This is a genomic window from Olivibacter sitiensis DSM 17696, from assembly GCF_000427965.1.
GTDB classification, from domain to species: domain Bacteria; phylum Bacteroidota; class Bacteroidia; order Sphingobacteriales; family Sphingobacteriaceae; genus Olivibacter; species Olivibacter sitiensis.
In genome coordinates, this window is the sequence record NZ_ATZA01000043.1 from 37,154 (window position 1) to 50,695 (window position 13,542).

Here is a 13,542-nt window from a genome sequence, read left to right on the forward strand (position 1 = left end):
ATTTGTTCTCAATGGCGGGTTTTCTCTGTCTATGAGGCTTTTTTATCCTTGAGATAAGAACACATCCAAAGCTGTCATCAGCCAAAACTATAGAATTCTCATCAAAGCAGACCCATTTTTCTCAATAAAATAAACGGGTTCTATACCCAAAACGCTCAATTTATCCGACCTTTGCCGTCCTACTATCTATTGATTGTTCATGAAAGTTTGCATTGCCGAAAAGCCAAGTGTTGCCAAAGACATCGCCGATATTATCGGAGCAAAACAACGCAAAAACGGCTATTACGAGGGCAACGGCTATCAGGTTACCTGGACCTTCGGGCATTTCTGCACCTTGAAAGAACCGCATGACTATTCCGAGCAATGGAAATACTGGCGGTTGGAAAACCTGCCCATGATCCCGCCTAGCTTCGGAATCAAACTGATAGACAATGCTGGTGTGCTGAGGCAGTTCAAAGTCATCGAAGAGCTGGTGCAGCAGTCCGAAGAGGTCATCAACTGTGGGGACGCCGGCCAGGAAGGGGAGTTGATACAACGCTGGGTATTGCTGAAGGCAAAATGCACGGTGCCCGTAAAAAGGCTTTGGATCTCCTCCCTCACCGAACAGGCCATCAGGGAAGGGTTCCAGAAACTGAAAGAGGCCCATCAATATGACAATCTCTATGCCGCTGGCAGTGCCCGAGCCATCGGCGACTGGCTGCTGGGGATGAACGCGACACGCTTGTTTACCAAAAAATTTGCCCAGGGAAAGACCGTCCTGTCCATCGGAAGGGTACAGACGCCCACCCTGGCCATGATCGTACAAAGGCAGAAAGAAATCAACGCCTTTGTGGTCGAGGAATACTGGGAGCTGAAAACCCTTTACCGCGAAACGGAATTTACTTCCACTATAGATCGAATCAAGGTACTGGAAAGGGCAGAGAAGGGCCTGGCCTATTTGCAGGAGCACCCCTTTGAGATTACCGCTTTCGAGCGCAAGGAAGGCAAAGAAGGTAATCCCCGCCTATTCGATCTTACGGCCCTGCAGGTAGAGGCCAATAAAAAATATGCTTTCTCTGCCGATGATACCCTAAAATATATCCAAAATCTCTATGAGAAAAAATTGGTAACCTACCCAAGGGTAGACACCACCTACCTCTCGGAAGACCTCCATCCCAAGGTGGCCGATATCCTTCGGGATATGGAGCCTTATAAAGAGCTCATCGCTCCAGTATTGGCAAAGCCCATTCCCAAGCTGAAGGCGGTCTTTGACGACAAAAAAGTGACAGACCACCACGCCATCATCCCCACAGGCATGTATCCCGGAGGCATTTCCCTGCAGGAGAAACGCATCTATGACCTTGTAGCAAGGCGGTTCATTGCCGTTTTCTACCCCGAGTGTAAAATAGCCAACACCACCGTGCTGGGTAAGGTGGGACAAGTAGGCTTCAAAGCCACGGGCAAGCAGATCCTAGAGCCCGGGTGGAAAGAAGTATATGCCCAGGACGCGGTGGCCAGGAAGGAGGGAGAGGAAGAGGAAAAGATCTTGCCCCATTTCACGGTAGGGGAAAATGGCCCCCATACGCCCCGAATACACCACGGCAAAACGACCCCGCCCAAGCCTTATACCGAAGCAAGCTTGCTAAGGGCCATGGAAACAGCCGGAAAGCAGGTAGATGATGAAGAGATGCGGGAGTTGTTGAAAGATAATGGCATAGGCAGGCCTTCCACCAGGGCAAATATCATTGAGACGCTGTTTCGCCGAAAGTACATTGAAAAGCGTAAGAAGAACATCCACGCCACCCAAACCGGTATCGACCTGATAGATACCATACAAACGCAACTATTGAAAAGCCCCGAGCTGACGGGCATATGGGAACGCAAACTGCGGCTCATCGAAAAGGGCGAATATGCCTTGGATACCTTCAAACAGGAACTGATACAAATGGTGGTTGACCTTACCCACGAAGTGAAAACCGCCAATTACAAGGTGATTGCCGTTGTGGAGGAATCGTCTTCTCCAAAAGCAGAGAAGACTAACACCCCAACGACACCCAAGCAATCCATCAGCATAGAAGAACTACCTTGTCCCAAATGCAAGAAGCAGCTCATGAAAAAAGGGAATGCCGCATATGGATGTGCCAACTTCAAGGTATGCGGCTTCAAAGTGCCGTTTGAACTGTTTGGCAAAAAGCTGACGGAAAAACAAGTGGCGGATCTACTGACCAAGGGCAAGACCACTAAGCTAAAGGGACTACAGGTGCCTGGCAAGGAGCATATCACCGCAGGCAAACTGATCATCAATGAGCGGTTCGACATTGATATAGCGCCTTAACGGACAAGTTTCCCACCTTCGCTGATGGCAGAAACAAAGCCCAGAGTATGCCTCTGCAGCAGGATTGGATAGCACAAGAATTTCTCCTTTATCTGCTTATTGCTTTTTAGTCAATGCTTTTCATCAGGTCAAAACAAAGCTTGTCGATATTGGCCATATCAGGGTGGAATGCCTATACATTGGAAAGAATGACGATTCCGGTGCTGTTTATAGTATCCATCGCCATGGAAGAGGAGTATCCGCCCGTGCCTCCGTTGTGCCAATAAATGTCCTTTCCCCATTCTGCCTTAAGGATATGCCAACCTAGGCCCAGGTTCGAGGGCAATCTGGGAAGGCCAGAGGCGTGGTTGGCCAAGCCTACGAAGGAGATAGCTATATCATCTTTAAAAGGGAAATCATAAAAGGTATTGATGTTGTCATCCAGTTTTATTTTTTGCTCGAGCACGGCATCGGCCAGCAGCGTAGCGGTAAACACCTTGGTAATGGAGCCGATCTCAAAAACGCTGTCCTTATTGTCGATGGTCTTGAGGCTATCGTTTTCCTTGATGATGCCATAGTACTTTACGGCTCCATTTTCAATGACCGCTATGGAAAGCTGCGTTTTGTCGGAAAAGGTGCCTGTGCGGTCAAAAATAAGTTGCGCCTGCTCTTGTGGTATATTTCCCAATGCGTTTACGGTATTTCCCGCTGCATTACGCTTTTCTTCAAATGGTTTGAGAAAAAGTCCGTTGATTTGATTTTGGTCATCGAGCGAAAGGTTTAGGATAAGTACCGCCCTTTCAAACGTCGTTTTGTACGAAGCGTACGTCCCCTGTTGGAAGGCCACAAACTCCTCCTGGGTAATGTTGCCTACTTGCTTTTTCAGTCCGGACAAGAATTCGTTTGTCTTATCGAGCGGTATTGTATCCTGACAGAATCCAAAAAATTTCTTTTTTTTGCCAATCATCCTTATCTTGCACAGTAATAAACACATTCTACCATGGTCTCCAAGATAACAGAAGGCGTTAAGATAGCCGTAGAAGCGATATACCAACCCGAATATTCGCAACCGGACAACGATCATTTCATGTTTGCCTACAAGATTACCATAGAAAACAATAATGATTATAGCGTGCAGTTGTTGAGGAGGCATTGGTTCATTTTTGATTCGAACAGTACCCATCGCGAGGTGGAAGGCGATGGAGTGGTAGGTGTGCAGCCCATCATTGCACCAGGGGATACGTATTCCTACGTATCGGGCTGCAACCTCAAGACCGATATGGGCAGCATGCAGGGTTACTATGAAATGCTGCGCGAAATAGACGGTGTCATCATTACCGTAGAGATACCAAAATTCAGCCTAATGGCAGACCATAAACTTAACTAAATCAGTAAGTTATAAGTATCAGGTTATAAGTTTAAAATTCTTTATAAATTTCATATTCGGTATATTTATAACTGAAAACTTAAGACAGACTACTGACACTCTCGATCCTCCATACCTATACTTCGATACTAGATAATTGTGTACCTTTGCAAATTAAATAATTGAACTATTAGTGCTTTGCCAATAGCCAATTATTTTTGTTTTGGACTTTTTAATTTTTACTGGGTGGCCTTTGGCACAAAGAATGCTGCAATACCTTTATTTATCCAAAATTCTATAACTACTTGAACATGAAAGCAATCATTTTAGGAGCAAGCGGATTGGTAGGCAGTCATCTTTTACCTTTGCTGCTAGCCAGCGACAGTTACGATAAAGTCATAGCCATAGTGAGAAAAGACCTCGATACAAAGCACGAAAAGTTGCAACAGGTGCATGCCACGGTCGATACACTGAAGGAAGTAGCGGACGCGCTCGTAGGCGATGTGGTTTTTTCCTGTATAGGCACTACCAAGAGTAAGACACCCGATCTGGAGGAATACTATAGGATAGACCATGACTATCCCCTGCAGCTGGCTGCCATCGCCTTGGAAAACGGGGCACAATATTTTCACTTGGTATCTGCCATGGGAGCAGATGCCCATTCGCGAATTTTCTACAGCAGGATGAAAGGCGAACTGGAACGCGATATATTGGGCCTTCCTTTCAACGGAATCCACATCTACCGACCATCGCTCATTACGGGAGACAGAAACGAAAAACGATCGCTAGAAGATGTATCCTCTACGGTAATGGATTTTATCAATCCCGTACTCGTGGGACCGCTGAAAAAATACCAGAGCATCGAGGCCGAAATCATTGCCAAAGCCATGTATAACAAATCCGTCCAAAAGATAGACGGAAACCATATCTATTTATCAGATCAAATAAAAGAATTAGCGTGAGCATATTATCGACAGAGAATCTTGGCCATTCGTTCAACGACCGTTGGCTTTTCAAAAACCTCTTCTTTGGCATACAAAGGGGAGAGCGAATAGCCTTGGTAGGTATAAACGGTACTGGAAAATCTACCCTCCTGAAAATACTTGCAGGAAAGTTTTTGCCTACGGAAGGCATAGTGGTGCAGGAAAGGGACCTAAAGGTAGGTTATCTGGAACAAGATCCCGTTTTTGATGCCGATAGCAACATAGAAGATTTTATATACTCCATAGACAATGAGCAGCAGCAACTTATCCGGTCTTATGAGAAGCTGCTCACGGAGGAACATCCCGATGAGGATCTTTTACAGGACCTGATAGAGAAGATCAGCAATAACGATGCCTGGGAGTATGAAGATCAAATAAAGACCATTCTTTCCAGACTGGGCATATTCGATCTCAATCAGAAGATAGGAAGCCTTTCCGGCGGCCAAAAGAAACGGCTGTCTCTGGCAAAACTACTGATAGACGATCCAGATATCTATATTCTGGACGAACCCACCAACCACTTGGACATAGAAACCATAGAATGGTTGGAGAAACTGCTTACCACAGGCCAGAAAACTGTATTGCTGGTGACACACGACCGCTATTTTCTTGACAATGTGTGCAATGGCATTAAAGAACTCGACAAGGGAAAGCTTTTCAATTACAGCGGCAATTACAGCTACTACTTGGAAAAGAAGGCCGAAAGGGAAGGGGCCGACGCGCTGGCATTGGAAAAGAACAAAAACCTGTTGCGCAAGGAACTGGAATGGATGAGAAGGCAACCACAAGCAAGGGGAACCAAATCAAAAGCGAGAATAGATGCATTCTATGACCTAGAGGACAAAACCAAAAATACGGGAAGCAAAGAGCAGGTGGAGTTGAGCATGAAAGTGTCGAGGCAAGGCAATAAAATCCTTGAAATAGATCATGTATCCAAATCTTTCGGAAATAAGCCCATCATCGAAGATTTTAGCTATGTATTCAAAAAAGGGGATAGGATTGGCCTAGCAGGTAGGAACGGAACGGGAAAATCTACCTTTCTCAATCTGATTACCCAAGAGATACCGCCAGATGAAGGCACCATAACCGTAGGCGAGACTACTGTATATGGTTATTACAAGCAAGGTGGGTTGGAGATAAATCCAAACGATAGGGTGATAGACATCGTAAAAAACGTGGCAGAATACATACAGATGGCGGGAGGGGAGACCATTACCGCTTCACAATTGCTCACGCATTTTCTCTTCCCACCTGAAAAACAGTATGGTTTAGTACACAAGTTGAGCGGAGGAGAGCGAAAAAGATTGCAGCTCATGCGCATATTGATGAAAAACCCCAATTTCCTCATTCTGGATGAGCCAACGAACGATTTGGACATCGATACTTTGAATGTATTGGAAACATTTTTGGACAAGTTTAATGGTGTTTTGTTATTGGTATCGCACGATAGGTACCTATTGGACAAGCTAACGGAACAACTTTTTATCATGGAAGGTAATGGAAGTATCCGTATATACAATGGCAATTACGCCGATTACAAGAATGAAGAACAAGAAAGGGCAAAGGAAGCAAAAATCGGTGCAAAAGGAAAGGTTGAGGTAAAACAAACGCCGATAGAGAATAAAAAGAAAATCAGTTTTAAGGAAAAACAGGAATTAGATAATTTACCTATAGAAATAGCCGATTTGGAAAATAACATCAAGGAAACCGAAGGCAACATCATAGAACATACGGATCCGGATAAGATAATTGAACTGGCACTAAAAATAGAAGAATTGAAATCAAAGTTGGATATAAAAACCGAAAGGTGGTTGGAACTAGAAGAACTTTCAAATAGCTAATTTTGTTCCACGTGAAACATCTATTGTTGTTCGCCATCCGTATTAGAATTTTCGACAAGTAAATGATCATAAAAGTAGACGAAAATATAAGATTGGAATTAACATCATCGGTACATACCAAGGCCTTATATAAGGCAGTTAATAACAATAGAGCTCATCTTGCCGAATTTCTGCCTTAGGTAGAGGATATGCAGTCTATTGACGATTTTCGGGATTATGTTCGAATAAGTAAATTACTTTATCAACAAGAAAAGGAAATAAGCTTTGTCATCATTTTAAACGAAATTACAGTTGGCAGAATAGGACTCCACCATTTAAATTCCAAGAATAAAAGCGCCTCCATAGGATATTGGCTTGCAAAGGATGCGGAGGGAAAGGGAATCGTTACTAAATCTTGTAAATTAATTATCGCTTTTGGTTTTCAGCAGTTAGACCTAGAGAGAATAGAGGTCAAAGTAGCAGTAAACAATCTAAAGAGCGAGGCTATACCTAGGAGATTAAATTTCAAGCTAGAAGGAATATTAAGAAGAGCCGAACTAGTAACAATAAATTCATCGATCTAACGCTATATTCCATATCAAGAGATGTGTGGAAAGAAGATATCGAGATAAAGTTTCACGTGGAACATCATTCATAAAATGATCCTAAACGTAATAATTCTTAATGATCAATAGTGTACTAACAAATCAAAATAAATAATATAAAACAACACGTTTCACGTGGAACATACAAGATATGTTTGAAAAATATAACGTTATAGTAGTAGGGGCCGGTCATGCCGGATGTGAGGCAGCAGCAGCAGCAGCCAATCTAGGTTCAAAGGTGTTATTGATTACCATGAACATGGGTACCATTGCCCAAATGAGTTGCAATCCGGCAGTGGGTGGTGTAGCAAAGGGGCAAATCGTGCGCGAAATAGATGCCATGGGCGGTTACACGGGAATCATTGCCGATAAGACCACTATACAGTTTAGAATGCTCAATCTTTCAAAAGGCCCTGCCATGTGGAGCCCCCGCACTCAAAACGACCGCATGCGCTTTGCAGAAGAATGGCGGCTGCAACTGGAAAGTATGCCGAACATCGATTTCTGGCAAGATACGGTGAAAGAAATTATAGTGGAAAACGGAAAAGCAGCGGGAGTAGTCACTTCCTTGGGATTGAACATCAAAGCAGATGCGGTGGTACTCACCAATGGCACTTTTCTCAATGGTACCATCCATGTGGGAGAGAAACGCTTCGGTGGCGGCCGCACTGGCGAAAAAGCAGCCACTGGCCTCACCGAGCAATTGGTGTCATTGGGCTTTGAATCGGGCCGCATGAAGACGGGTACCCCCCCACGTGTAGATGGAAGAAGTCTTGATTATTCTGTCATGGAAGAGCAGTGGGGAGATCAAAAAAGAGGAAAATTTTCCTACACAGACGTACAACAACCTACAGAGCAACGATGCTGTTGGATTACCTATACCAACACCGAAGTACACGATGCCTTGCGCGAAGGCTTTGAAAAATCACCCATGTTCACCGGACGTATCAAAGGCCTGGGCCCACGTTACTGCCCTTCCATAGAAGATAAGATAAACCGTTTCGCTGAAAGAGATAGGCACCAGATATTCGTAGAACCGGAAGGTTTTCACACTTGCGAGATATATGTGAATGGCTTTTCCACCTCACTACCAGAAGATGTGCAGCTCAAGGCACTGCATCGCATACCGGGCTTTGAAAAAGCCAAGATGTTCAGACCGGGATATGCCATAGAATATGATTATTTTCCACCGATGCAACTCGATCTTACGCTGGAAACCAAGCTCGTAAAACACCTATTCTTTGCCGGGCAGATCAACGGTACCACCGGTTATGAAGAGGCCGCCAGCCAAGGTTTCCTTGCTGGAATAAATGCGCATCAGCGCATAAACGACCTGCATGAACTGGTACTGAAACGATCCGAGTCCTACATAGGCGTATTGGTAGACGATCTGGTAACCAAGGGAACGGAAGAGCCTTACCGCATGTTCACCTCGCGGGCAGAGCACCGCTTGCTACTGCGCCAAGATAATGCAGACGAACGGCTTACGCCCATGGCCTATGAACTTGGTTTGGTAGGGGAGGAACGATTGACCAAAGTAAAACAAAAGATAGCAGATACCGATACCATTATCCAGTTCCTGAAAACCGTTTCTATCAAGAGCGAAGAAATGAATCCCATACTGCAATCACTAGACTCCAGCCCTTTGTCACAAAGCGTGAAAATGGTAAGCGTTCTTAGCAGACCGCAAATCAGTATAAACGACATGGCAAAAGCGAGTAGGTCGCTGAACGACTTGCTCGCCCATTATGATGAGGAAACAGTAGTGCAAGCAGAAATCAAGGTGAAGTACGAAAGCTACTTTGAAAAGGAACTGGAGATAGTGGACAAAATGCAGAAAATGGAAAATAAGGAAATCAATACCACCTTTGACTATAATACGCTCGTGTCTCTGTCCAAAGAGGCCAGGGAAAAACTAAATAAGGTGAAACCGCGCACTTTGGGACAAGCGTCACGCATTTCGGGCGTTTCTCCTGCAGACATAAGCGTATTAATGGTACATTTAGGTTAAAATATTGATAATCAGTATTTTAATTAATTAAAAAAGACACCTATTTTCATAAGCTACAAACGCATAAAAAATATTTTTTGATGCCCAGTTCCAAAAAACAAAAAAATAGCTCAAATAGCCTAAAAACAGCCTTAAATCTAAAATGGCTGTTTTTAGGTGCTGTTATATTCTCTATTTTCCTAGATACCCGCTGTGCCAGCATACAACAGCCTACCGGCGGGCCAAAAGATAGTATTCCACCAAGCGTGGTAAACGAAAGACCAAAAAATCTCACTCGCAATTTCAAGGAAAAGGAAATAGTGATTACCTTCGATGAATTTGTGAAATTGCAAAATGATTACAAGGAAATCAGTATCAGCCCCGATATGGACAAACGTCCCATCTTCAAGGTGAGGAAAAGAAATCTTCACATCACCCTGCCCGATAGCATCGAGGAAAATACGACCTATACCATCAATTTTGGAAAAGGACTCGTGGATTATAACGAAAGCAATCCCATACTTAACTATAGTTATGTATTTGCCACTGGAAACGAAATAGATTCGCTCAACATATCGGGCACGGTAACCGACGCCAATACCTTGGAAAAATTGAAAGAAGTCACCGTGATGCTCATCCCAAAATCGCAAGACTCCATATTTGGCAAAAAGAAAGCAAACATATTTACCTTAACAGATACAGTAGGTAGATTTCAGCTCAAGAACCTAAAAGAACAGGAATACAACATCTACGCGCTCAAAGAAGAGAACAGCGACAGGATATATAATGGTCCTAATGAAGAAATAGGTTTTTTAGATACCACCATTTATCTCAACAAAGACACTTCGGGTATAGCACTCTTTATATCAAAGGGCATCCCCAAAAAACTCAGGGTGATGGATAGAAAAATAGAGAAAAATGGAAAAATACTATATGCCCTGAACAAAAGCCTTCAGAATCCAACTATTCGCATCCTCGTACCAGAAGAGCTGAACGAAGACAAAATAGTCAATTTCAACAGACAGCGCGACACTGCCAGTATGTGGTTGTCCCGCATGGATTTCGACAGCCTCAAAGTAGTCATCGAAGAAAATGGTAAAGCACTGGATACCAATATTATCAGGAGAAGCAAAAACGATAAATATGAAAGGGACCTGATCCTTACCAATAACCTCAATTCAAGAAAGGTAGATCGTATAAACCAAATTACCATAGAAGCTTCCGCTCCAATAAATACCGTAGACAACAATGCCATCGTCCTCACAGAAGATTCCATTGCCAGACCCAATTTTCAGATAACGAAAGACGGTACGAACAACCGAAAAATAAAACTCACTTACCGCTGGAGAGCTAAGAGAAACTATGTGCTGGAAATAAAGGAAGGAGCCATCCAAGGTTTCTTCGATGAAAAGAACAAAGAAACAAAAGCCGATTTTACACTGGATGAAACGGAAAACTTTGGCGACATCATTCTCAATATCACCGTTCCCGACAGTAGCAGTACCCAATACCTGGTGCAACTCATGAACGACAAGAAAGAACGCATCATAGCAAGCGATACCCTTACCGCAAATAGAAAAATAAATTACCGGCAATACCCAGGTGGAAAATATATCGTGCGAATAGTACAGGACAGGAACCGTAATGGCCAATGGGATCCCGGAGACGTATATGATAAGGTGCAGCCGGAAAAAGTATGGTTCATGGACAAAACCATCACCATCAGGCCAAACTGGGAACAAGAAGAAGCCGTAGCCATTCCAAAGACATTGTCGCTAGATAATTAGCTATTTACTTATCTTCAAACCAGCTAGCATACATGACATAATTATGCGGCAGCTGGTCTAGCATTTTGCGTTGTTCATCCGTAATAGGTTTGATCTTGCGAGCCGGTATACCCGCATATAGATAGCCCGATTCGCAGATTGTTCCTTCCAGCACCACGGAACCAGCACCTACAATAACATAAGGCTGTACGGCCGCTCTATCCATCACAATGGCTCCCATACCGATCAGTACATGATCGTGCACCATACATCCATGTACGATAGCGTTGTGTCCCACATTCACATAACTACCTATATGAGTAGAAGTTTTTTCATAAGTGGCATGTATGCACACATTGTCCTGTATATTACTGAAATCGCCTATCCTGATGGAATTGACATCTCCACGTACCACTGCATTGAACCAAATGGAACAATTATTTCCTATCTCCACATCCCCCACAAGTGTAGCATTTTCGGCTATGAAAACCCCGTCTCCCCATTGGGGATAAAAGCCTCTTACTTTTTTAATCAGCGCCATATTATATTACTATCCATTAATATTCTCCAAGTTCTTGGTTCTAAGTAGTAAGTTTCAAATCATCCTATGACATAGTCAGTTCCCATTTTATAAATTAAAATAGACAGCTCATAACTCTTTAGAAAATAGTGTCCACCTTATTATCGTAATGATAGGGATAATCCGTTGTATAATGCAAGCCTCTACTCTCTTGTCTATGCATTGCAGATTTGATGACTATATAAGCCACCTGTATCACATTACGTAACTCGCATAAGGGAACAGACAATTTGGTGTTCTTATAGAATGCCTCTGTCTCTTCATGCAAGAGACCCAAGCGTCTAAAAGCCCTATCCAACCGGAAGTCTGAACGTACTATGCCCACATAATCGGACATGATTTTCTGCGTCTCCCTTAAGTTGTGCGTTACCAAAATATCCTCGTTGAGCAAAGCCGTGTTCGTATCGTCCCAATCTGGAATGTCATCAGGAACCATCAGCGAGTCAAAAACCCTTACTGCATCTTCATAAATACGATGCGCAAATACCAGTGCTTCCAATAAAGAATTGGAAGCCAAACGATTGGCACCGTGCAATCCAGTAGAAGAACATTCGCCACAGGCATATAGCCTATTGATGCTACTTCGACCCATATCGTCTACAAGTATACCGCCACAAAGGTAATGCGCGGCAGGAGTTACTGGTATATAATCATGCGTAAGATCTATGCCTATAGATAGACACTTTGCATATATATTCGGAAAATGTGAAAGCAATTCATCTTTTTTCCTGTGAGTAATATCTAAATAAACAAAGTCATCACCCGATTTCTTCATTTCATTATCAATGGCCCTGGCCACAATATCTCGTGGAGCAAGCGATCCCCGCTCGTCATACTCATACATAAACTCTTCTCCATTGCGCCTACGCAACACGGCACCGAAACCACGCAAAGCCTCTGATATGAGGAAGGAAGGATACTCACCTGGATTGTGCAAAGAGGTAGGATGAAATTGTATAAATTCCATATTCCTCACCTTACCCTTAGCGCGATACACCATGGCTATGCCATCACCAGTAGCGATAGTGGGATTGGTCGTAGAAGAATAAATATGTCCTGCGCCACCAGAGGCCATTACCGTTACCTTACTCAAAAATTTCTCAATTTTATTTGTATTGGTATTAAAGGCATAAATACCATAACATTCTATATTACTACTATGCTTATCCACATACACACCCAAATGATGTTGGGTAATGAGATCTACCGCAAAATAATGCGTCAATATAGTAATATTAGGTTCATGGTGGATACGCTCCAAAAGCGAGCGTTCTATCTCATACCCCGTCACATCTTTATAGTGCAAGATACGATGCGCAGAATGCCCACCTTCCTTGGCCAGATCATAGCCCCCACTTTTATCCACGTCAAAGTGGGTTCCATATCCGATGATTTCCCTTATCCGATCGGGACCTTCCTTCACTACGATTTCCACAATGTTTTCATCGCATAGCCCGTCGCCAGCTATCAGAGTATCAGCTATATGCTGTTCAAAGCTGTCTGACTTATCCACAACTGCAGCAACGCCTCCCTGCGCATATTTGGTATTGGACTCATCTTCATTGGCTTTGGTAACTATCAGAACTTTACCGTGTTTAGCAGCTTTTAGCGCAAAACTAAGTCCCGCAATACCCGAACCTACCACCAAGAAATCCACATGATGCATATTGAAAAATAAATTATGTAAAACTAACCACGAAAGTGGTGGAAAACCGTGCTAAATATGTGGATTTTTTTGAGAATAAAGGTGGAATAAAAAGCATAAATAAGTCAAAAAGGTGCAAAAACCAATTTTACAACCAATTCATAACTCATTATGAACCGATTTGAAATACCTTATCAACCTTTCTCTCATAACAAATACTTAACATTAATATATTTAAAAACACTACCAAACGGATAAACTTAAAAACAGGCAATAAACTCACTTAACTTACTGATTATCAGTAAATATTTTCATTAGATAAAAAAGCCACCCCCCCTGTTTTTTAGAACAGTTCTACCTGTATACAAGGTGGTTTATTTCGTTTTTTCTGTTTGCTGTAAGTTCTCCTGCTGTTCTGCACCATCCAATATATCTCAAGATTACTGATTAAATGGATTCTTATCAGTGCAGCAATGGTGGAAAACGCCTTTTTG

Annotated in this window: 10 protein-coding genes; 7 read left to right on the forward strand and 3 right to left on the reverse strand. The window is 43.1% G+C overall.

Features of this window, described 5'->3' with window-relative positions:
- The first annotated feature begins 199 nt into the window (after window positions 1-199).
- Complete coding sequence (locus A37S_RS0118160) at window positions 200-2,314, forward strand: type IA DNA topoisomerase (RefSeq protein ID WP_028298222.1); 2,115 nt, start codon at window positions 200-202, stop codon at window positions 2,312-2,314.
- Between the two features lie 172 nt (window positions 2,315-2,486).
- Here the strand turns inward: A37S_RS0118160 and A37S_RS0118165 are convergent, their stop codons facing one another.
- Entirely contained in the window at window positions 2,487-3,260 is a 774-nt protein-coding gene (locus tag A37S_RS0118165; protein ID WP_028298223.1) for a serine hydrolase, read from the reverse strand.
- A 33-nt stretch (window positions 3,261-3,293) separates the two neighbouring features.
- Here A37S_RS0118165 and apaG point away from each other — a divergent pair, with 33 nt between their 5' ends.
- The 6 genes from apaG (at window position 3,294) to A37S_RS0118195 (ending at window position 10,844) form a co-directional block, all read left to right on the forward strand.
- Window positions 3,294-3,680, forward strand: coding sequence for a Co2+/Mg2+ efflux protein ApaG (gene apaG / locus A37S_RS0118170; RefSeq protein WP_028298224.1), 387 nt, complete (start codon window positions 3,294-3,296; stop codon window positions 3,678-3,680).
- 290 nt (window positions 3,681-3,970) lie between these two features.
- The gene (locus tag A37S_RS0118175; protein ID WP_036603074.1) at window positions 3,971-4,621 is read left to right on the forward strand and encodes an NAD(P)H-binding protein; all 651 of its coding nucleotides are present in this window, start codon (window positions 3,971-3,973) and stop codon (window positions 4,619-4,621) included.
- A complete protein-coding gene (locus A37S_RS0118180; protein ID WP_028298226.1) occupies window positions 4,618-6,483 on the forward strand; it encodes an ABC-F family ATP-binding cassette domain-containing protein in 1,866 nt (621 codons plus the stop codon). Before A37S_RS0118175 ends, A37S_RS0118180 begins: the two co-directional genes overlap by 4 nt.
- A gap of 188 nt (window positions 6,484-6,671) precedes the next feature.
- Window positions 6,672-7,046, forward strand: coding sequence for a GNAT family N-acetyltransferase (locus A37S_RS25220; RefSeq protein WP_245586420.1), 375 nt, complete (start codon window positions 6,672-6,674; stop codon window positions 7,044-7,046).
- Between the two features lie 172 nt (window positions 7,047-7,218).
- Window positions 7,219-9,078 (forward strand): tRNA uridine-5-carboxymethylaminomethyl(34) synthesis enzyme MnmG, encoded by a 1,860-nt coding sequence (mnmG, locus tag A37S_RS0118190; RefSeq protein ID WP_028298227.1) that lies wholly within the window; start codon window positions 7,219-7,221, stop codon window positions 9,076-9,078.
- 80 nt (window positions 9,079-9,158) lie between these two features.
- Complete coding sequence (locus A37S_RS0118195) at window positions 9,159-10,844, forward strand: Ig-like domain-containing domain (RefSeq protein WP_051293280.1); 1,686 nt, start codon at window positions 9,159-9,161, stop codon at window positions 10,842-10,844.
- A gap of 4 nt (window positions 10,845-10,848) precedes the next feature.
- Here A37S_RS0118195 and A37S_RS0118200 read toward each other — a convergent pair whose 3' ends face one another.
- Window positions 10,849-11,364 (reverse strand): gamma carbonic anhydrase family protein, encoded by a 516-nt coding sequence (locus A37S_RS0118200; RefSeq protein WP_028298229.1) that lies wholly within the window; start codon window positions 11,362-11,364, stop codon window positions 10,849-10,851.
- Between the two features lie 118 nt (window positions 11,365-11,482).
- The gene (gene nadB / locus A37S_RS0118205; RefSeq protein ID WP_028298230.1) at window positions 11,483-13,069 is read right to left on the reverse strand and encodes an L-aspartate oxidase; all 1,587 of its coding nucleotides are present in this window, start codon (window positions 13,067-13,069) and stop codon (window positions 11,483-11,485) included.
- Window positions 13,070-13,542 lie beyond the last annotated feature (473 nt).

Coding starts and splice junctions, on each gene's coding strand:
- A37S_RS0118160 (WP_028298222.1), top strand. CDS start 200: ATGAAAGTTTGCATTGCCGAAAAGCCAAGTGTTGCCAAAGACATCGCC.
- A37S_RS0118165 (WP_028298223.1), bottom strand. CDS start 3,260: ATGATTGGCAAAAAAAAGAAATTTTTTGGATTCTGTCAGGATACAATA.
- apaG (WP_028298224.1), top strand. CDS start 3,294: ATGGTCTCCAAGATAACAGAAGGCGTTAAGATAGCCGTAGAAGCGATA.
- A37S_RS0118175 (WP_036603074.1), top strand. CDS start 3,971: ATGAAAGCAATCATTTTAGGAGCAAGCGGATTGGTAGGCAGTCATCTT.
- A37S_RS25220 (WP_245586420.1), top strand. CDS start 6,672: ATGCAGTCTATTGACGATTTTCGGGATTATGTTCGAATAAGTAAATTA.
- mnmG (WP_028298227.1), top strand. CDS start 7,219: ATGTTTGAAAAATATAACGTTATAGTAGTAGGGGCCGGTCATGCCGGA.
- A37S_RS0118195 (WP_051293280.1), top strand. CDS start 9,159: ATGCCCAGTTCCAAAAAACAAAAAAATAGCTCAAATAGCCTAAAAACA.
- A37S_RS0118200 (WP_028298229.1), bottom strand. CDS start 11,364: ATGGCGCTGATTAAAAAAGTAAGAGGCTTTTATCCCCAATGGGGAGAC.
- nadB (WP_028298230.1), bottom strand. CDS start 13,069: ATGCATCATGTGGATTTCTTGGTGGTAGGTTCGGGTATTGCGGGACTT.